Annotated in this window: 18 protein-coding genes; all 18 read left to right on the top strand. The window is 65.8% G+C overall.

Features of this window, described 5'->3' with window-relative positions; translation table 11 throughout:
- Nucleotides 1-109: 109 nt before the first annotated feature.
- The 18 genes from BUB09_RS01715 (at nt 110) to BUB09_RS01630 (ending at nt 20,771) form a co-directional block, all read left to right on the top strand.
- Nucleotides 110-973 carry a helix-turn-helix domain-containing protein gene (locus BUB09_RS01715; protein WP_175550081.1) on the top strand — a complete coding sequence of 288 codons (864 nt, stop codon included), beginning with the start codon at nt 110-112 and terminating at the stop codon, nt 971-973.
- Between the two features lie 131 nt (nt 974-1,104).
- On the top strand, nt 1,105-4,542 hold the full coding sequence (locus tag BUB09_RS01710; RefSeq protein WP_072893240.1) for a DUF4394 domain-containing protein: 3,438 nt from the start codon (nt 1,105-1,107) through the stop codon (nt 4,540-4,542).
- A 259-nt stretch (nt 4,543-4,801) separates the two neighbouring features.
- On the top strand, nt 4,802-5,032 hold the full coding sequence (vapB, locus tag BUB09_RS01705) for a type II toxin-antitoxin system VapB family antitoxin (protein WP_072893239.1): 231 nt from the start codon (nt 4,802-4,804) through the stop codon (nt 5,030-5,032).
- Complete coding sequence (gene vapC / locus BUB09_RS01700; RefSeq protein WP_072893237.1) at nt 5,032-5,433, top strand: type II toxin-antitoxin system tRNA(fMet)-specific endonuclease VapC; 402 nt, start codon at nt 5,032-5,034, stop codon at nt 5,431-5,433. The genes vapB and vapC overlap by 1 nt, the downstream gene beginning before the upstream one ends.
- Nucleotides 5,434-5,670: 237 nt before the next feature.
- A complete protein-coding gene (locus tag BUB09_RS01695; RefSeq protein WP_072893235.1) occupies nt 5,671-6,048 on the top strand; it encodes a hypothetical protein in 378 nt (125 codons plus the stop codon).
- A gap of 204 nt (nt 6,049-6,252) precedes the next feature.
- Complete coding sequence (gene flhF / locus BUB09_RS01690) at nt 6,253-7,593, top strand: flagellar biosynthesis GTPase FlhF (protein ID WP_084083078.1); 1,341 nt, start codon at nt 6,253-6,255, stop codon at nt 7,591-7,593.
- Nucleotides 7,571-8,470, top strand: a complete 900-nt coding sequence (locus BUB09_RS01685) for a MinD/ParA family protein (protein ID WP_084083077.1) — start codon at nt 7,571-7,573, stop codon at nt 8,468-8,470. The genes flhF and BUB09_RS01685 overlap by 23 nt, the downstream gene beginning before the upstream one ends.
- On the top strand, nt 8,467-9,300 hold the full coding sequence (locus tag BUB09_RS01680; protein WP_084083076.1) for an RNA polymerase sigma factor FliA: 834 nt from the start codon (nt 8,467-8,469) through the stop codon (nt 9,298-9,300). Before BUB09_RS01685 ends, BUB09_RS01680 begins: the two co-directional genes overlap by 4 nt.
- A 38-nt stretch (nt 9,301-9,338) precedes the next feature.
- Nucleotides 9,339-9,731, top strand: coding sequence for a chemotaxis response regulator CheY (locus BUB09_RS01675; RefSeq protein WP_072893230.1), 393 nt, complete (start codon nt 9,339-9,341; stop codon nt 9,729-9,731).
- Between the two features lie 11 nt (nt 9,732-9,742).
- On the top strand, nt 9,743-10,408 hold the full coding sequence (locus BUB09_RS01670) for a protein phosphatase CheZ (RefSeq protein ID WP_072893227.1): 666 nt from the start codon (nt 9,743-9,745) through the stop codon (nt 10,406-10,408).
- 18 nt (nt 10,409-10,426) lie between these two features.
- Nucleotides 10,427-12,274: a chemotaxis protein CheA gene (locus tag BUB09_RS01665; RefSeq protein WP_072893225.1), complete on the top strand. Its 1,848-nt coding sequence runs from the start codon at nt 10,427-10,429 to the stop codon at nt 12,272-12,274.
- On the top strand, nt 12,274-13,014 hold the full coding sequence (locus BUB09_RS01660) for a flagellar motor protein (protein ID WP_072893223.1): 741 nt from the start codon (nt 12,274-12,276) through the stop codon (nt 13,012-13,014). Before BUB09_RS01665 ends, BUB09_RS01660 begins: the two co-directional genes overlap by 1 nt.
- 48 nt (nt 13,015-13,062) lie before the next feature.
- Entirely contained in the window at nt 13,063-14,100 is a 1,038-nt protein-coding gene (motD, locus tag BUB09_RS01655) for a flagellar motor protein MotD (RefSeq protein WP_072893221.1), read from the top strand.
- A gap of 74 nt (nt 14,101-14,174) precedes the next feature.
- Nucleotides 14,175-14,759 carry an RNA polymerase sigma factor gene (locus BUB09_RS01650; protein ID WP_084083075.1) on the top strand — a complete coding sequence of 195 codons (585 nt, stop codon included), beginning with the start codon at nt 14,175-14,177 and terminating at the stop codon, nt 14,757-14,759.
- Between the two features lie 32 nt (nt 14,760-14,791).
- Entirely contained in the window at nt 14,792-15,820 is a 1,029-nt protein-coding gene (locus BUB09_RS01645; RefSeq protein ID WP_139250061.1) for a FecR family protein, read from the top strand.
- Nucleotides 15,821-16,014: 194 nt separating this feature from the next.
- A complete protein-coding gene (locus BUB09_RS01640) occupies nt 16,015-17,619 on the top strand; it encodes a flavin monoamine oxidase family protein (protein ID WP_072893204.1) in 1,605 nt (534 codons plus the stop codon).
- Between the two features lie 34 nt (nt 17,620-17,653).
- The gene (locus BUB09_RS01635) at nt 17,654-18,076 is read left to right on the top strand and encodes a c-type cytochrome (RefSeq protein WP_072894009.1); all 423 of its coding nucleotides are present in this window, start codon (nt 17,654-17,656) and stop codon (nt 18,074-18,076) included.
- A gap of 139 nt (nt 18,077-18,215) precedes the next feature.
- The gene (locus BUB09_RS01630) at nt 18,216-20,771 is read left to right on the top strand and encodes a TonB-dependent receptor (RefSeq protein ID WP_072893201.1); all 2,556 of its coding nucleotides are present in this window, start codon (nt 18,216-18,218) and stop codon (nt 20,769-20,771) included.
- Nucleotides 20,772-20,846: the final 75 nt, after the last annotated feature.

The raw sequence follows: 20,846 nt of genomic DNA, 5'->3' as shown, positions 1-20,846 counted from the left end.
CCTTGTCATCGACGGTGGAGGAACGCGACCAGACTCGCCGCTGACGATGACCCGCTCAATGACCTGTGACGTCATACCCGCACGGTCGGCGCCAGCGCACAATCCGCGTATGAACCCGACGCAGACGACCGCGGCACTGGCCGCCACCCCCGTTGAAGCCTGCGAGCGGCCGGCCGGCTTTGCCACGCTGCTGCGCGAACGGCGGCGCGGGCAGGGCATCAGCCAGATGGCACTGGCCGGCGACGCTGGGCTGTCGCAGCGCCACTTGAGCTGCCTGGAGTCATCTAAGGCGCGGCCGAGCCGCGCGATGGTGCTGCAACTGGCTGAAGCGCTGGCCCTGCCGCTGCGTGAGCGCAACCGCTGGTTGGTCGCGGCCGGCTTTGCGCCGCTGTTTGCCGAGCGCGCCCTGCACAGCCCCGACATGGCCCCGGTCCAGCACGTGCTGTCGCTGCTGCTGCAACAACAGGACCCGTATCCGGCGCTGGTGCTCGATGCGGGCTGGAACGTGCTGCAGGCCAATGCGGCGATTCAGCGGCTGCTGGCCTGGATCGCACCGGGCGGCGACGTCGACGCGCTGTGGCGGCGCGTCTGTGGCGATGGTCCGCCCAACCTGATGAAGCTGACGCTGCACCCCGATGGCCTGAGGCCGTACATCCGCAATCTCGACGAACTGGGCCCCGGCTTGCTCGGCCGCGCGATCCGCGAGGCCCGCGAAAGCCCGCAGGCCGCACAGACGCTGGCCGTGGTGCTGGCGTATCCAGGCATTCCGCCGCGCTGGCGCTTAGCGGAAGTGTGGACGCCGCTGGCGCCGGTGCTGCCGACGCGGATCGGGGTCGGCGACGCGACGCTGAGCTTCATCACGATGCTATGCAGCTTCGGAACGCCGCTGGACCTGACCGCCGACAACCTTCGAGTCGAGTGTCTGTTCCCGGCCGATGCGTTCACCGAGGCCTTTCTGCGTCAGCCGGGCTGAGATTCCCTGCACACGACCCGCGCAGGCGCGCGTCGCTTGCATCCGTTCAATGGTGCTCCCCGTAGCCCTTCGCTCAACAAGTGATGTTGCGTTCAGGTTGCTTCGCAGCGATCTAAAACAGGGAGTTACTTATGCAAAAGAAGAAATTCGGTGGGCGGCTGACGCCGCTCGCCGCCGTTGCGCCCGCTTTCTTGCTGGTATCGGCCTGTTCAGGCGACGGCCCGCAGGCCGGCGAACTGTCGCTGTCGCAGGCCTCGTACACCGTCGATGAGTCGGCGGGCACGATCACGATCAGCGTGCTGCGCACCGGCAAGAACCTGACGGAAGCCGGCGTCGACTACACCGTCACAGCCGGCACCGCCGGCGCGTCCGACTTCACCGCCGTCAGCGGCACGCTCAATTGGGCCGTCGGTGACAACGCTTTCAAGAGCTTTACCGTGCCGATCGCCGAAGACGTCGCGATCGAAGGCAATGAAACCTTCACCGTCACGCTCGGCAACGTCCGCCTCGCCGACCTGAAGGCGCCGTCGACGGCCCAGGTCACGATCGTCGAGAACGACCGGCTGGGCGACAGCTTCGCCACCAGCGGCAACACGCTGTTCACGTTCGACCGTGCGGCCCCGGGCAGCGTGCTCAGCCAGGCGACGCTGGGCGTACCGGCCGGCGAGACCGTGCTCGGCGTCGACGTGCGTCCTGCCACCAACGAGCTGTATGCGCTGACCGATGCCGGCAAGCTGTACGTCATCGACCCGGCCACGGGCGCGGCGACGCTCAAGTCGACGCTGGTCGCCGACCCGACCGATAACACCAGCCCGTTCAGCGGCGTGGGCAGCGGCACCTTCGGTGTCGACTTCAACCCGGTTCCGGACCGCTTGCGCGTGGTCAGCGACGCCGGCCTGAACTTGCGGATCAACGTCGACAGCGGCGTCACGATCACCGATGGCGCGATCAACGGTGCGGCCACCGGCTACGGCGCAGCGGCGTACACCAACAACTTCGCGGCGGCTTGCCGTACCGCGCTGTACACGATCGACCCGGTCACCGACCGCTTGCTGCTGCAGAACCCGCCGAACGACGGCACGGCCGTCGTCGTCGGCTCGCTCGGTGTCGACGTCGGCGCCGTCAACGGCTTCGACATCATCACCAGCAGCAGCGGCGGCAACACGGCGCTGGCTGCGTTGACCGTCAACGGCACGCCGAGGCTGTACTCGATCAACCTGAGCAGCGGCGCGGCCACCGCGCTGGCCGCGTTCAGCAGCACCAGCGTGATCTCGGGCCTGAGCTTCCCGGTGACCTCGGATGCGCGCTCGCAGGCAGCCGGTGACACGATCGGCCTGACCGAGACCGGCAAGCTGGTGACCTTCAACCGCGCGGCGCCAGCCAAACTGTGCACCTCGGCAGCGCTCAGCGGCCTGGGCAGCGGCGAGAACGTCGTCGGCATCGACACGCGTCCGGCCGACGGCCAGCTGTATGCGCTGACCAGCGCCAGCAAGCTGTACACGGTCGACAAAACCACGGCGGCGGCCACGCTGAAGTCGACGCTGTCGACGGCGCTGGCAGGCTCGGCGTTCGGTATGGACTTCAACCCGGTGCCCGACCGCTTGCGCGTGGTCAGTGATACCGGCCAGAACCTGCGCATCAATGTCGACACCGGCGCCACCACGGTGGACGGTGGCCTGACCGTCGGCGGCAGCACGCGCGGCGTCAGCGCCACGGCCTACACCAACAGTCTCAAGGGCGGCAACGCGGCCACGCTGTCGACGACGATCTTCTACCTCGACACGGCCAACGACCGTCTGCTGACCGCAGCCGATCCGAATGCCGGTGCGATGTCCGAAATCGGCGCGCTCGGCGTCGACATCAGCGAGGTCAACGGCTTCGACATCAACGGCAGCGACAACACCGCGCTGATCGCCGTCAACGCCGCCGGCACGCAGACCACGACGCTGCACACGCTGAACCTGAGCACCGGCGCGGCCAGTGCCTCGCTCGGCACGGTCGGGGGCGGTGAGCGTCTGGTCGGTCTGACGCCGTTCGCGGCGCCAGCGTCGGCCACCGTGTTCGGTCTCAACACCGCAGGCGAACTGGTCAGCTTCGTGCCCAGCGCGCCGGCTACGGTGACGACGATTGGCCCGGTCAGCGGCCTGCAGGGCGGCGAGACGGTGCTCGGCATCGACTTCCGTCCGTCGACCGGCAAGCTGTATGCGCTGACCAGCGCCGGTCGCCTGTACACGGTCGATCCGGCCACGGCCGTCGCCACGCCGGCGTCGACGCTCGCCGCCGACGCCAGCGACATGAGCTCGCCGTTCACCGGCATCGGCAGCGACACGGCCTACGGTCTGGACTTCAACCCGACCGGCCCGGTCGCGCTGCGCGTGGTCAGCAACAGCGGCCAGAACCTGCGCATCGGCAATCCGGACGCTGGCAACACGTTCACCGACGCACCGCTGGCTTACGGACCGTTTGCGGTTACGGCCGCTGCCTACACCAACAGCTTCGCGGGTACGGCCACGACGCAGCTGTTCGTGATCGATACCACCAGCGACCGCGTGTTCCTGCAGTCGCCGCCGAATGATGGCGTGCTGAAGGATCGTGGTCTGCTCGGTGTCGACGCTGACGCGGTCAACGGCTTCGACATCGTCGGCGCCAGCGACGCCTACGCGGTGCTGACGGTGGGTGGAATGGCGGGCTTGTACAAGGTCGACGTCGCCTCGGCGTTCTCGACGGCGCGCGCCACGCGCATCGGCGGCATCGGCGCCACTGGCTCGATCAAGGGCCTCGCGATTCCGACGACGATGACCGCACCGGCCACGCCGACGCTGTTCGCGCTGATCGGCACCAGCGGCGCCGACGTGCTGGCCAGCTTCCCGGCCGACGCGCCGGGCAGCGTGTCGACGATCGGTAACGTCACGGGCCTGGGCATGGGCGAGCAGTTGGTCGGTATCGACTTCCGCCCGGCGACCGGCGTGCTGTACGGCCTGACGCAGAACGGCAAGCTGTACACGATCGACACCACGACCGCGATCGCGCTGCCGGCTTCGACGCTGACCGCCGATGCGGGCGATTTGACCGCACCGTTCACGGCACTGGCGGGCACGTCCTTTGGCGTCGACTTCAACCCGGTGCCGGATCGCTTGCGCGTGGTGTCCAGCGCCGGTGAGAACCTGCGCATCAACGTCTCCAGCGGCGCGACGATCACCGACACGGCGCTGACGCGTCCGCCGCAGATCGCCGCTGCCGCCTACACCAACAGCTTCGCCGGCAGCACCGCGACGCAGCTGTATGTGTTCGACGCCAACAGCGCCGGCCTGAGCCTGCAGGCACCGCCCAACGACGGCGTGCTGACCAGTGTCAATCCGGTGGGCTTGAACCTGACCGATCTGACCGCGGTCAGCTTCGACATCGCCGGCGGCGGCAACGGCTTTGCGCTGGCCGCGCTGCAGGCCGACGGCGCCACGCAGTCGAGCCTGTACCGGATCAACCTGGCCACCGGCCAGGCGACGCTGGCCGGTGCGATCGGCGGCGCCGGCGCCTCGCCGCTGCGTTCGCTGGCGATCCAGGTCAAGTAAAGGCTCTGGGCGACCTCGCGACTTCAACGAGCATCTACGCCGAACGCGGGGGGTAATCCCCGCGTCATCGGCCTATAAACACAGCGCTGCAAGCATCTGGGCCGGTCCGCGAGGACCGGCCCTTTTTTTGTGCTGACGCCCCGCGTTTCGCCTCACTCCGGTGTTCGAGGGCGGGGCGATGCGATGTTCGCGCCGGCGACTTTGAACTGGCGGCTTTCGTGCGTATCATCCGGTGGTATATCCCATTAGGACATGGCAGATGGAACAGGGTGCCGTCTTCAAGAGCAACCGCAGTCAGGCGATACGACTGCCCAAAGCGGCGGCGTTGCCGGACGACGTCAAACGCGTGGATGTGGTCGCCGTGGGCCGCACCCGCATCATTGCCCCGGCCGGAGAAGCCTGGGACAGCTGGTTTGATGGAGCCGGCGTCAGCGACGACTTCATGGCCGAACGGGAACAGCCCGCAGACCAACAGCGCCAGCCGTTCTGATGCTGCGCTACCTGCTGGATACCAATGTCTGCATTGCCACGATCCGGGACAAGCCAGCTGTGGCCCGGACGGCATTCAAGCGTCATCACACGCAGATCTGCATCAGCTCGGTGACGATGATGGCGTTGTTGTACGGCGTAGAGCTGTCCTCTCAAGCGTCTCGAAACCTGGCGGTGGTGGAAGGGTTCATCGCGCGGCTGGACGTGCTGGATTACGACATGCCGGCTGCCGCTCATACGGCGCAGATTCGCGCCGAGCTCAAACGAGCCGGACTGCAAATCGGTCCGTACGACCAGATGATCGCGGGGCATGCCCGGTCGCGTGGACTGGTCGTCGTGACCCACAACACCAAGGAGTTCGAGCGCGTGGCGGGTCTGCGCATCGAAGACTGGTTGACCTGAAGCAGCGGCGCCGCTAGCCGTCCACTGGTGATCCGCAACCGACGGATCCGACGGACCTCGGTCCACCGATGCGTCCCTGGACGGTGCCGCTGGAAACCGCCGCGGCATCGATGCTCGGTGCAGCGCCGGTCGCCGTGTCCGCGTTGCGCTTATGACCTGCTGCGTCGTTGAGCGCGCCGCTCCCCCGGCCGACGCTGGCGCGGTGTCATTGATGACCCAAGCCCTGAGGTTGATTCCATGCGCTTCGACGCTGCCACCGCCCTTGCTGCCGCGCTGATGCTCGCCGGCGTCATCAACCTGTTGCCGCTGATCGGCGTGCTCGGCCAGCAGCAGCTGCAAACGCTGTATTCACTGCCGTTCGACGACGCCAGCCTGCGCGTGCTGATGCGGCATCGCGCGGTGCTGTTCGGGCTGCTGGGCGTCGCGCTGATCGTCTCGGCCTTTGTGCCGGGCTGGCGCCTGCCGCTGGCGCTGCTGGGATTGGCGAGCATGGTCAGCTTCATCGTGCTGGCCTATCTCGAAGGCGGTGGCAATGCCGCGATCCGCCGCGTCGTACGGGCCGATCTGATCGCCAGTCTGCCGCTGGCGGCGGCGCTGCTGTGGGGTCTGCGCTGATGCGTTTGCGGGCTGCGGTCGGCTGATCGGCAGCAGCTCGCCGGGTTTCCGACACCCGGCGGTCAGCGCGGCGGTCCGCGCTGCAATACGGCGACGGAAAACCCGCACGTCGTGGCGACGAGGGGCTGGTACAGCGGTTGCACCTAGGGCTCGCCGAGGCGCTTTGCCCGGCATGCAAGCCCCTACAGACCGCCGGCAGCCACGATGAAGATAAAACGATTCCAGGCGAACACCATGCGCGAGGCGATTCGCCTCGTGCGCGAAGAACAAGGCGCGGACGCCGTCATCCTGTCCAACCGCCGGGTGCCCGGCGGCGTGGAAGTGGTGGCGGCGACCGACTACGACGCGGCGCTGGTGCAAAGCGCGGCGCTGCGCAGCGAGCCGATGCCCGAGCGCTCAGCGCCGATGGCATCGCCGGCCAGCCCGCCGCCACTGCCGGCATCGCAGGCCGCCACACTGCGCCAGACCACCGAGCGTCCGCCGTCGCCGCCGGCACCGAACGCGCCGCCACCGCGCAGTCCGGCCGCCGCGCTGCCGGTGACCCCGCCGCCGCCGGAGCCCTTGTCGGCCGTCGCGGCCGCCGCGGCACTCGGCAACGATCAGCTCAGCCGCGAAATCCAGACGCTGCGCGCGCTGCTCGAAGAACAACTCGCTGGGCTGCGCTGGGGCGACATGCAGAAACACCGCCCGCGCCAGGCCGCTGCGCTGCGGGCCTTGGCCAACCTGGGCATCGAGCCGGATCTGGCGCGGTCGATCGCCGAAGAAATGCCCGAGTCCGCCGACCCGGAGCGCGCTCGCTTCCTGCCGCTGGGCCTGCTGTCGCGGCGTCTGCCGGTCAATGCGGCCGACCCGATTCTCGACGGCGGCATGATCGCGCTGGTGGGACCGACCGGCGTCGGCAAGACCACGACGATCGCCAAGCTCGCCGCACGCTACGCCGCTCATAACGGCGTCCGCGATATCGCGCTGGTCACCGCCGATCACTACCGGATCGGCGCTCAGGAACAGCTCTACACCTATGCCCGCCTGCTCGGCGTGCCTGTGCATGCGGTCGGCCCTTCCGACAGCCTGCCGACGCTGCTGGCGCGTCTGTCGGATCGCAAGCTGGTGCTGGTCGACAGCGCCGGCCTGTCGCAGAACGATGCGGCGCTGGGCGGCCAGATCGAGCAACTCAAGTTGTGCGGCCCATCGCTGAAGACCTGGCTGGTGATCGCCGGCAATGCCCAGCCCGGCGCGCAGGCCGACGCGGTCGAGCGCTTCGGCGCGGTCGGCCTCGACGGATGCGTGCTGACCAAGATCGACGAAGCGCACCGGATCGGCGGCGCGCTGTCGGTGGCGATGCGCACTCGCTTGCGGATCACCTACTTCACCGACGGGCAGCGTGTGCCCGAAGACCTGCACCTGGCGCGCGCCGACCGGCTCGTGCTGCAGGCCACGCAACTCGCGCGACGCTCGGCGGCCACCGTCGACGAATCCCTGCTGATCGCCGGATTTGCCGGCGGCTTCGGGGCCAGCGCTGGCAATGCGAGCCGCGCCAATGTCTAACCCGACCCCGATGAGTTCCACTGCATTCGAAGACCAGGCATCGGGCCTGCGTCGCCTGCGACCGCTACGGCCCGTGCAAGTCATGGCGGTCAGCAGCGGCAAGGGTGGCGTCGGCAAGACCAGTGTCTCGGTCAATTTGTCGATGGCGATGGCGATGGCGGGAAAGAAAGTCGTGCTGCTCGACGGCGATCTGGGCCTGGCCAATGTCGACGTGATGCTCGGTCTGCAGCCCAGCTACAACATGGCCAACGTGCTGGCCGGCGAATGCACGCTCGACGACACGCTGATCGAAACCGCGCACGGCTTGTGCGTCGTGCCGGCATCCAGCGGCAAGCGCCACATGGCCGAGCTGACGTCGATGCAGCATGCCGGCATCGTCCAGGCGTTTTCCGATCTGCGCCGGCCGCTCGACGTGCTAGTGGTCGACACCGCAGCCGGCATCGCCGATTCGGTGATCACGCTGAGCCAAGCCAGCCAGCAGGTGATCGTCGTCGTCACGCAGGACCCGTCGTCGATCACCGACGCTTATGCGCTGATCAAAGTGCTCAACCGCGGCCATGGCGTCCAGCGCGTGCAAGTGCTGGCCAACATGGTCGCCAACGAAGCCGAAGCGCAGGAAATCTTCGAAAGCCTGCGTCGCGTCGCCGAGCGCTTTCTCGACGTGACGCTGAGCTACCTGGGCTCGGTGCCTCAGGACGAATGGCTGCGCCGCGCGGTACGCCGACAGCGCGCCGTCGTCGATGCCTATCCCAATTGCCCGGCCTCGGCCGCGTTCCACTCGCTGGCCAAGAAGGCGCTGGCATTCGGATCGCCGCAAGGCGCGCGCGGGCATCTCGAATTCTTTGTCGAACGACTCGTCCAGAGGACCGCCGGATGAACGCCAGAAACTGCTACACCACGACCACGCGTGCCGTCGATCCCCGCTCGGAGGCCGGGCTGGTGCAACAGCATGCCGATCTGGTCAAACGCATTGCGTTTCATGTCGCAGCGCGTTTGCCGGCGAGCGTCGATGTCGAAGATCTGATCCAGGCCGGCGTGATCGGTCTGCTGGAAGCGGCGCGGCACTACAACGGTGAGCGCGGCGCTTCGTTCGAAACCTACGCCGGCATCCGTATCCGCGGCGCGATGATGGACGAGCTGCGCCGCGGCGACTGGGCGCCGCGCTCGGTTCATCGCCGTCACCGCGAGATCAGCGGCGCGATGAAGACCATCGAGCAGCGCGTCGGTCGTGAAGCTCGCGAAGACGAAATCATCGCCGAGTTGAAGCTGACACCCGAGGCCTACCGCGCGGCATTGCAGGACGCGGTTCAGTGCCAAGTGCTGTCGCTCGATGAGCCGCCCGAAGGCAGTGACGACCCGTTCGAAGCGGCCGATCCGAACGAGAACCCGCTGCAATCGCTGGAGCGCGACGAGTTCCAGATGCGGCTGGCGCGTGCGATCTCCACCTTGCCCGAGCGCGAGAAGCTGGTGCTGTCGCTGTATTACGACGACGAAATGAACCTGCGCGAGATCGGTGCGGTGCTCGAGGTGTCCGAAAGCCGCGTTTGTCAGATTCATGGCCAAGCACTGCTGCGAGTCAGAGCACAGTTGCAGGACTGGGCCGCTGCCGACCAGAAGCCCAAATCACGTCGTAGCGCCGATAAGGCGACCGACAAGTCCGCAGCCAAGTCTTCCACGCTGATGTCGCAACAGGCACGTGCGGCCTGACCCCAACCTTCCTTCATCTAGACCGACCGCCAAACGCCATGGACAAGAACGCCAAGATCCTGATCGTCGACGATTACTCCACGATGCGTCGCATCGTCAAAAACCTGCTGCACGACCTGGGATACGCCAATACCACGGAAGCCGATGATGGCCGCACCGCGTGGCCGATTCTGCAGGCGGGCGACTTCGACTTCGTCGTCACCGACTGGAACATGCCCGGCATGACCGGTATCGATTTGCTGCGCAACATCCGCGGCGACGCCAGGCTGGCCAAGACGCCGGTGCTGATGGTCACGGCCGAAGCGCAGCGTGACCAGATCATCGAGGCTGCCCAGGCAGGTGTGAACGGCTACATCATCAAGCCGTTCACGGCCGTCACGCTGAAGGAGAAGATCGACAAGATCTTCCAACGCGCCGCGACCGCCGCATAAGGGATATCGACATGAACTCGATTGCCGATATCAACAATATGTCCAACAGCGAGATGGCCAGCCGCCTGCGTGCGGCATTGGTGGCGATCGAGCATGACGATGCCGAGGCGCTCGACACCGCCGTCAACAGCATCCTGGCGACGGTACAGCGGCCGCTGGCGATGGGCGTGGCGCGCTTGGCGCGCGACGTCCGCCAGACGCTGCAGGAACTCGATCTCGATTCGCGGATCGTCGATCTGGCCGAAGGCGAGATCAAGGACGCGCGGACTCATCTGGACCACGTCGTCAAGATGACCGAGGAAGCGGCGCACAAGACACTCGACCTGGTCGACGACAGTCGTCGCGTGATCGACCTGATCGCGGCGCGGCCCGAGTGCGCCTCGCTGGCCGAGGAACTGGCCGGCCTACGCCGCAACATGACCTCGCTGGCCATGGCCCAGGAGTATCAGGATCTGACCGGGCAGCTGATCCGTCGCGTGATCGGCCTGGTGCGCAACGTCGAAGTGGCGCTGGTGGACCTGGTGCAACTGGCACGTCCGGCGCTCAAGGATCACTCGCGCGCGCCGATACCGTCGTCAGAGGCGTATCAACCGCTATCAGAGCTCAAAGGCCCGGCGGCCGCCGTGTCGGCCAGCCAGAGTGACGCCGACGCTTTGTTGGCCGACCTCGGATTCTGATCAGGATCGCAGACACACATGGGTATCGAACTCGACAGCGAATTGCGCGACGACTTTCTGACCGAAAGTCGCGAATTGCTGCTGCGCTTGTCGGAGCAGCTGGTCGATCTGGAACGTACGCCCGACGATCGCGACCTGCTCAACGCCGTGTTTCGCGGATTTCATACGCTCAAGGGTAGTGCCGGCTTCTTCGAACTGAACTCGGTGGTCAGGCTGGCGCATTCGGCCGAAGAGATCTTCGGCCTGTTGCGCACCGGCCAGTGCAAGCTCGATGCGTCGATGCTCGACTCGATACTCGAAGCGCTCGATGGTCTTCGCGAGATGCTCGAAGCGGTTGCCGCCGATCGCGAACCACCGGCGCCGAATCCGGATCTGCTGGAAGTACTCGAATTCATCGCGGTGGCCAACGGCGCCGGCTCGGCATCGGCTGCGCATGATGCGCCGGCCGTCGAGGTCACGGCTGCCGGCATTCCCGGTGATCCGTTCAGCGACGATGAATTCGAAGCGCTACTGAATCAGCTACAGGGCACCCCGTCGGCCCCCGCGCCGATCAGCACGGTAGCGGCGACGCCTGCTGCAGCCCCGACGCCGGCCGCACCGCCGCCACGCTCGACGTCACTGGCCACCGCAGCGCCGACGGCTGCGGCGGAGCACGCCCATGCAGCGCCCGATCCCGAGCAGGCCTCGGTCCGCGTCGATACACAGCGTCTCGATCAAGTGATGGACCTGCTCGGTGAACTGGTGCTGGTGCGCAACCGGATCAAGTCGCTGAGTGCCGTCGAGCCAATCAGCAGCGAAATGCGCAAGGCGATATCCGAGCTGGACGTGACCACGTCCGGCCTGCAGAACCAGGTGACGCGGATGCGGATGCAACCGATCCGCAAGCTGTTCTCACGATTTCCGAAGCTGGCGCGAGATACCGCGCGCAAGCTCGGCAAGATGGTCGACGTCGAACGCGTCGGTGAAGACACCGAACTCGACAAGACGCTGATCGAGCTGCTCGGCGATCCGCTGATGCACATGGTGCGCAACGCAATCGATCACGGTTTGGAGATGCCCGAGACGCGGCTTGCCGCCGGCAAGCCGGCCGGTGGCCGTGTCGTGCTGTCGGCCGAGCAGCTCGGTGGGCAGATCGTTGTCGCCATCAGTGACGATGGCGCGGGCATGGACCCGGACAAGCTGCGCAAGAAAGCCATTGAAAAGGGATTGATCGATCCGGCCGACGCAGCGCGCCTGAATCGTGACGAATGTCTGCAGCTGATCTTCATGGCCGGCTTCTCGACCAAGGATCAAGTCAGCGATCTGTCCGGCCGCGGCGTCGGCATGGATGTGGTGCGGTCGAATATCCAGGCACTCAACGGCGTCGTCGCGATCGAATCCGAACTGGGCAAGGGCAGCACGATCCGGATGCGCCTGCCGTTGACGCTGGCAATTCAGCCGGTGCTGATGGTCGAGCGAGGCCGGCGCTTGTTCGCGCTGCCGCTGCAGGCGGTACACGATGTGTTCAAGCTCGAAACCGCCATCATCACCCGCGCCGACAATGGCTGGGAGGTTGCACCGTATCGCGATGCGCAGCTGCGCTTGATTCGGCTGTCCTGTTGGCTGGGAGCGGCCGACGCTGCTGCGGACGAGGAGGTCGATCAACATATCGTCGTCGTGCTGATTGGGAGTGATTACTACGGACTCGTCGTCGGTCGCGTACGCGGGCGCGAAGAGATCGTCGTCAAGCCGCTGGGACGGATGCTCAAGGGCTTGTCCGGCGTTGCGGGTGGCACGGTGACCAGCGATGGCCGCATCGCGCTGATTCTCGAACTGCCCGGCCTGGTGTCGGCCTACGAACGCGCCCACATCACCGGAGCTCGTTGATGGATATTCTCAGCGTCATATCGGCGGTGCTGGCCTTCGTCGTGCTGATCGTCGGCACGATTCTGAAAGGCGCCAACCCGATGGCGCTGCTGTCGCCGGCGGCCTTCATCATCGTGATCGTCGGCACGCTGTCGTCGGTGATGATGCAGATGCCGATGAAGACCTTCGTCCACGGCTTGAAGCTGGGCAAGTGGATCTTCAAGCCGCCGACCACCAACGGCGCCGAGCTGATCGCCAAAATCGTCGAATGGAGCAACGCGGCGCGCAAGCAGGGTTTGCTGGCGCTCGAACCGATCGTGGAAACCGAGTCGGATCACTTCATCAAGAAGGGATTGCAGATGCTGGTCGACGGTGCCGAACCCGAAGTGATCCGCGGTACGCTCGAAGTCGAGCTGTCGGTGTCGGAGCATCACGATCTGGCCGGCGCCAAGGTGTTTGAAGCTTTCGGCATCTATGCACCGACGCTCGGCATCATCGGTGCGGTGATGGGCTTGATGGCGGTGATGGCCAACCTGGCCGATCCGTCCAAGCTCGGTCACGGCATCGCGGCCGCATTCGTGGCGACGATCTACGGCATCGGCTCGGCCAACATGTTCTTTCTGCCGATGGCGGCCAAGCTCAAGTCGGTGATCGGCGATCAGACCCGTGTGCGCGAGATGATCATCGAAGGGCTGATCGGCATCAGCCAGGGTGACAACCCGCGCAATATCGAAGTGCGCCTGCAGGGTTACCTGCACTGACCGTGCGGCGTCGCTGTCGTCGACGCCACTGCCGAACGAGTCGATCCCATGGCCCGCAAACAAGCCCACGAAGACCACGTCAACCACGAAGCATGGGCGATCCCGTATGGCGACATGCTGGTGCTGCTGCTGGCGCTGTTCGTCGTGATGTACGCGGTGTCGTCGGTCAATGAAGGCAAGTACCGCGTGCTCGCCGACTCCCTGCAGGCCGAGTTCAGCGGCGCGCCGCGGTCGGTCAAGCCGGTGCAGATCGGCGGTAAACAAACCGGCTCGGAGCCCGACAGTCGTTCCAGCGTGATGCGACAGCGCGCAGCGCAAACGGCCGGTGGACCGATGGCGCGCAGAGCCGATGCGACGCAGACGATACGCGAGCGGTTGCCGATGCCGCTGCGTCCTGCTGCCCAGCCGCTCAAGCCGCCCAGTCAGTCCGGTAGTGGCTACGGCAACGGCAATGGCCCGGCGATGTCGGAACGGCGTGCGCTGCAGAAGATGGGCGACGAAATCGAAGATGCCCTGGGCACGCTGGTCAAGCAGAACCTGGTGCGCGTGCGCGCCAGCGAGGACACGCTCGAAGTCGAGATCCGCGCCGACATCCTGTTTCCAAGCGGCTCATCGCAGTTCGTCGGTCAAGCCAGCGGCTTGCTCGGCCGCGTCGCCGACATCCTGAAGCGATTCCCGAACCCGATGCGAGTCGAAGGCCATACCGACGCAATACCGATCGCAACCTCGGTGTTCCCGAGCAACTGGGAACTGTCGTCAGCGCGCGCGGCCAGCGTGGTCCATCTGTTCGTTCGTGAAGGCATCGAGCCGGAACGGCTCAGCGTGGCCGGCTACGGCCAGTATCGGCCGGCGGCTTCCAACGACAGCGTCGAAGGGCGCAATCGCAATCGTCGCGTGGTCGTCGTCGTACTGGCACGCAACAACGAAGCGATTCCGGAAATCGGCGCCCTCGCGGGTAACAGCGGTGATGCTGCCGCTGCGCCGAGTGCGCTGCCGGCAGCGGCGACCGCGGGCACCACCGCCGCCGCGCCGACCGCCGTGGCGGCTTCTCCGGCCAGCGTCACGGCAGCGGCGAAAGCGCCTTAGCGCGACACTGGGGCGCACTGGCGCCGTTCTTGCGTAGGGGTAGGTAGATTTCCAACTGGGCCTGCCCCCGCACCATGCCTCCCGCCGTCGCTGCCGTACCGATCCGCGCTATTGCCCACCCGGAAACGAGGCCCGATCACGAAATCGGCTCTCAAGACCGCAGCGAGCGCATTCGACGGCTGTTCGAGGAACACAACCGCGCGCTGATCGGCTTTCTTGTAGCGCGCTTGCAGTCCGAGGCCGAAGCGCACGATGTTGCGCAGGAAGCCTACGTACGGCTGTTGCAGCTGGAGCGACCGTCCGAGCTGAGCTTCATGAGAGCGCACCTGTTTTCGATCGCATCGAACCTGGCCATCGACCGTCTGCGTCACCGCCAGGTACTGAACCGCAATTCGCCACAGGATTTCTTCGAAGAATTGCTGACCCGTCCGGGTCCCGAGCGTGCCGTGCTGGCGCAGCAGGAGCTGAGCGTGATCAAACGGGCGCTCTACGAATTGCCCGAAAAATGCCGGCGCGCCTTTGCACTGCACGTGTTCGGCGAGCAGAGCGTGCAGGAGATCGCCAAGGCGATGAACCTGACGGACCGGATGATCCGGCATTACATCGCGCGCGGTATGGCCACGTGTCAGCAACGGATGGAAGAAAGCGCGCACGGCTGAAATGCGTGACAATTCGCGGCGTGAAGCAGCCGATGACCACCGCTCTGGAACCCGACACCCGCGCCGAACAAGCCGGGCTGTGGTGGGTGCGGCTGCGCGAGGCCGACGTATCGCCCGAAGAGATCAGCCAGTGGCTCGACTGGTGCCAGGCCGATCCGGCGAATCTGCAAGCGTTTGAGGCCATCGACCAACTCGGTGGCCGCTTGGCCACGCTCGACGCCGATGCGCGCGCCGAACTGACGCGCGAACTGCTGGCGCCGTCGCCGTCCGATGCGCCTCGTCTCAGGCCGTCGCGCCTTCAGTTTCGGGCTTGGCGCCCGGTACTGGCAGCAGCGGCGAGCCTGCTGGTCGGTGTCGGCATCTGGCAATACCGGTCCGACGAGCGCGCCGCTGCAGCCGTCACCTATGCCACGCAGCGCGGTCAGCAGCGCGACGTCGCGCTCGACGACGGCTCGCATGTCGCGCTCGGCGGCCTGTCGAGCGTCGTCGTGCGGTACAGCGGTCAGCGGCGGCAGTTGCAGCTCGACGCTGGTGAAGCCTATTTCGAAGTGGCGCCCAACCCACAGCGCCCGTTCGTCGTGCAGGTCGGCGCCTACCGCGTTACGGCCGTCGGCACCGCGTTCAACATCCGCCGCACCGGCAAGCAGGTCGAGGTGGCCGTGGTCCACGGTACCGTCGACGTGCGCGAAGCCGAGCCCCACGTGACCGACGCTGATTCGCTGCGCAAGCTGCGCGTGCAGGCCGGGCATCAAGTCGTCGCCGGATCGCAGACGCCGCTCGACTGGTCGTTGCGACCCAGCGATACGCAACAAGCGCTGTCGTGGCGCAGCGGCAGCATGGCCTTCATCGACGAAAGCCTGGCCCGCGTCGTCGACAATGTGAATCGCTATGCGGCCCAGCCGATCGTGCTGGCCGACGCCTCGCTGGCCGAGCTTCGCTACACCGGCACCGTGATCCAGGGCCGCGAAGCCGACTGGGTCGAGGCGATCGAAGCGGCTTTCCCGGTGCGTGCCGAGCGTGACGGCCAAGGCCGGATGTTGCTGAGCGCGCGCTCCCGCTGACGCCCGTTGCACGGCCCCCGGGCGGGCCCGCGCTGACCGGAAATCCCCCATGCGGCCCGGTGTCCGGCAGCGCCACACTATCGTTGAACGATCGTCTGACCGATCGATTTCCGAATCGGCGTACTGAATCGTTCTATACCCAAGACGTGCGCTGCACGTCGCCCGCCTCACCGGCCATCCGCAAACGGGACCTCATGAACGATCCAAGCCTCAACCCTGCCGGCTCGATCAGCCGTCGCGACCTGCTGGCCATGATCGGCCTGGTCGCGGGCAGCAGTGCCAGCTACCGCGCCATGGCCAGCATGGGCCTGGTCAACGAATCCACCTACAAGGGGCCGATCAAGCTCGACGGCGGCGCCAAGAACAAGTCGGTGCTGATTCTCGGCGCTGGCCACGCGGGTGCGGTGGCCGCCTTCGAGTTGCGCAAGGCCGGCTACAAGGTGCAGGTGCTCGAATACAACGACCGCGTCGGCGGCCGTTGCTGGACGCTGCGCGGTGGCGACGAATACACCGAACTCGGTGGCGCGACGCAGACCTGCGGTTTCGATCCGGGGCTGTATATCAACCCGGGTCCGTGGCGCATCCCGTATCACCATCGCGCCGTGCTCGAATACTGCAAGCTGTTCGGTGTGCAGCTCGAGCCGTTCGTGCAGGTCAACTACAACGCCTACGTGCATTCGACCCAGGCCTTCGGCGGCAAGCCGCAGCGCTATCGCGAAATCGCCGCCGATTTCACCGGGCACGTTGCCGAACTGCTGGCCAAGGCCACCAGCCAGAATCAGCTGAATCAAGCGGTCAGCCCGGAAGATGCCGAGAAGCTGCTGCAAGCGCTGCGCGACTGGGGTGCGCTCGACAAGGACTATCGCTACACCGCCAATGTCGGCACCAGCGAACGGCGTGGTTATGCCAAGTCGCCAGGCGGTGGTATCGGCGCAGCGCCAGTGCCGTCGCAGCCGATGGCCGTTGGCGACGTGCTGCAGTCCGGTCTGTGGCATCACATGTCGATCGGCCAGCAGATCGAATTCCAGACCACGCTGTTCCAGCCGGTCGGCGGCATGGACATGATCGCCAAGGCGTTTCAACGCCAGATCGGCGATCTGGTGCGCTACAACAGCAAGGTCACGCGGATCGACCAGAACGACAAGAAGGTCACGGTGACCTACGTCGACACCAAGGCCGGTGGTGCGCCGATGCAGGCCACGGCCGACTACTGTCTGTGCACGATTCCGTTGTCGGTGCTCGGCCAGATTCCGACGCAGGTCGGACCGAAGATGCAGGCCGCGATCCGTGCGGTGCCGTACGAGGCATCGGTCAAGATCGGCCTCCAGTTCAAGCGCCGCTTCTGGGAGCAGGACGAGCATATCTACGGTGGTAACACGTACACCGACATGCCGATTCGCATCATCAGCTATCCCAACTCGAACTATCACGGCAGCGGCAAGGGTGTGTTGCTGGGTGGCTACATGTTCGGCCCGAATGCATACGAGTTCACGTCGCTGCCGCCCGCCGAGCGCGTCCGCAAAGCAGTCGAATACGGCGCGAAGATCCACCCGCAATACACGGCCGAGTTCGACAACGGCATCGCGGTCGGCTGGCATCGCGTGCCGTGGACGCTGGGCTGCGCCGGCGCCTGGACCGATGAGACGCGTGCTGCGCATTACGACAACCTGTGCGCGATGGACGGTCGCATCATGCTCGCCGGCGAGCACGCCTCGTACATTCCGGCTTGGCAGGAAGGCGCACTGCTGTCGTCGCTCAATGCCATCGAACGGCTGCATCAGCATGTCCACAGCCGCTGATATGCGCTGCTTCCAACGCCTACCGAGTTCGACGATGAATACCGATTCTGTTTCGTTGCGATTCCGCCGCCGGCAGCGGGCGCTGGCTGCCGTACTGATGCTGGGCATGGCCGGCTCCGCTGCCGAGGCGGGCGATGTCTCTTTCAGCCGCGGCTATACGTTCGACCAGCGCGATGGCGAGTCGCTGTATCAGAACATCTGCCAGGGCTGCCATATGCCGGATGCCGCGGGTGCCAGCGGTGCGGGTCAGTATCCGGCGCTGGCTCGCAATCCCCGGCTTGCTGCCAAGCTGTATCCGGCCTTGCTGGTCGTCAACGGGCAGGGTGCGATGCCGCCGTTCGGTCACGGACTGGACGACGAGCAGGTCGCTGCCGTCGTCAATTACTTGCGTACACACTTCGGCAACGCCTACACCGACACGCTGACCGCCGCCGAGGTCAAGCCGCTGCGAAAGTAAGCGCCGGCGGCTGTCGTCTGCACGCTTCTTGCTCCGAGGGATTCATCGGAGTCAGGGCATTGCGCCATGCGGCGGGCAGCAAAATCGAACGGAAGTTTCGGCATCGTCAGCGCGACCGCCCAGAGCCATTGGTCGGCGCTTGCACGCTGACGCAGGACTGCGGCGGCCCCGTCGTGCGCGCACGGCAGCGTGTGTCGCTGCGCTGAGCGGCTATTGGCTCGCGGCCAGCAGTGTCGCCGCGGCTGATCTACAAGCGCCGCTGCAACTCGATATCCCGGCTCAATCACTCGGCCCTTCGCTGAATCTGCTGTCGCAACAGGCGCGCGTGCAGATTGTCGCGCCGGCGGCGAGCGTCGCTTCGCGTCCGGCACCGGCGTTGCGCGGTCTCTACAGCCTGCAGCAGGCATTGGATCGCTTGCTCGGCGACGCGGCGCTGCAATATCGATTGATCGGTGACGGCACGCTGGTGCTGTCCCCGCGCGATACGCCGTCGCTGCGAAGCATGCCGCCCGTGCTCGCTCGCGACCGCTGCGAGGGCGCGGCCTGCGGCGAACCGCCGGCCGCCAGCGATGTGCCGGTTCAATTGCAAACGATTTCGGTGTTCGGTGCCGGCGAGGTCCGCGCCGCCAATGCATTGCTCGAACCTCGCTTCAGCAACCAAGTTTCCGGCTTTGCACCGCAGTCTTTCCTCAATCTGCTGCCCGGTGTCGACACGCAGACCACCGATCCTTATGGGCTTTACGAGTTCGGCACCAGCGTGCGCATCCGGGGTTTCGCTGCCGACCAGCTGGCGATCACGCTCGACGGCGTGCCGCTGGAAGAAACCGCGGACACGCGCGACGACACGCCGCCGAATCGCTATATCGACTCAGAGAACCTGGAACGACTGCAGGTGGCGCAAGGTTCAGCCGACGTGGATACGCCGTCATTTCATGCGCTCGGCGGCTCGCTGCGCTATCGCAGCAGCGATCCCCTCGGTGTCTGGCATCACAACAGCAGTGTCAGTGTCGGCAGCGACCAAGCGCGTCGCGTGTTCGCGCGGGTCGACAGCGCACCGCTGTGGTCCGATGGCCCGATCGCGATGCTCAGCGGCTCAAGACTCCACGCGGTGCAAGCTCAAAATCCGCTGGCGACGATGAGCAGCCATCGCGCACAGTTCAAAGCGGTCCAGGCATTCGATACCGGCCGGGTGACTTTCGGCTGGCTCTACGGCGATCGCGATGATCACGATGTCGGCAGTTACAACTTCGATGGCAGCGCCAACCTGGTCTACGCGCAGCGCCTCAGCGGCGATCCGGCACGAGACGCTCGCTACTACGATTACTGGCGCAACGGTCGGACCGACCATCTGCTGACGCTGGGAACGGAATGGCAGCTCGCGCCGGACACGTCGCTGCAGTTGCAGCCGTACATCGAATTCAAGCGGGGCTATGGGGTCGCTGGCGTGACGCCGGAAGCCGCGAGTACCGCCTACGGTCAAGCCTTGGCCGGCAATCCGGATCGCCGCGATGTCCAGCCGCCCGACGATGATCGCCCTTCGGGTCGTCGCGAATCGCTGTCGGGCGAGCGCCGTGGCCTGACGCTGAACCTGCAGAAAGGTTTCGGCGCGCGTCATCAGTTGAGCCTCGGCGGCTGGCTTCAGCACTATGACTTCAGTCAGCGTCGTCCGCTTTATCGAATGGGTGCCGATGGCCAGCTGTATGACGATCAGCCGGCGGTGACGCTGTTCTACGACCGACACGTCGAGACCCAGGTCTATCAGCTCTACGCCAAGGACAGCATTCGGTTGATCGACAATCTGCTGACGCTGCAGATCGGCAGCAAGAGTCTGTACGTGGACCGCGTCGCCAGCGGTTACTTGAACAATGCGGCGTTCAACGCCGAACAGCAGCAGCAACGCAGCAAGACCGACCGCGACTACCTGCAGCCGCAAATCGGACTGACCTGGACCATCGCCGCGGGTCGCGAAGTCTTTGCCAACTATGCGGAGAACTTCAGTGCCACGCCCAGACTCGCGTTCGTCTCGTCGAGCTTCAACGACCACTTGAAGCCTGAGACGTCCAGCAATATCGACCTCGGCTTGCGTATCACCTCGGACCGCACGGCGGTGACGCTGTCGATGTACCACATCGACTATCGCGATCGCGTGCTCGGGCTGCAGCTGACCGACCCCGATCTGGTCGGTGTCGACACCTATGACAATGTCGGTGCGATCCGCACCTTGGGCATGGAAGCCGCCCTTTACTGGAACCCGATGCCGCGCTGGCGAATCGGCTCGACGCTGTCCTTGAATCAGTCGCGATTCGACACCGACTATCAGTCATCGGATCAACAGCGCGGGGTTTATCGAGTGGACAGCGCTGGGCGAAACGTACCAGCGACGCCGTCGCGAATGATGACCGTCGATCTGTCGTGGCGGCACGCGACCACCTTTGCTGGCGCCGACTTCAAGTACACCGGTCCGCGCTACGGCGATACGCTGAATCAGGAACGGGTGGGTGGCTACGCGCTGGTGAATCTGAATGCCGGTCACAGCATCGACAGCCGTTTCGGTCCGCGGCTCAGCGTGCAGGCCAACTTGTACAACCTGCTCGATCGTCCGTACTTCGGCACGATCGTTCCCGGTGAAGACCGTGCGGTCTACAACATCGGCATCGGGCGCAGCGTGTACCTGATGCTCGGCTTGTCCTACTGATCCGGGCTTTCGCCGATTCGGCCCCGGAAAGCAAACGGCCCGCCGAAGCGGGCCGCGTGCTGGATGCGGTCAGGC

The sequence above is a fragment of the Hydrocarboniphaga daqingensis genome (assembly GCF_900129825.1).
Taxonomy (GTDB): domain Bacteria; phylum Pseudomonadota; class Gammaproteobacteria; order Nevskiales; family Nevskiaceae; genus Hydrocarboniphaga; species Hydrocarboniphaga daqingensis.
Note: the sequence above shows the minus strand (reverse complement) of the source record. Positions and strands in the feature narration are given on the sequence as shown.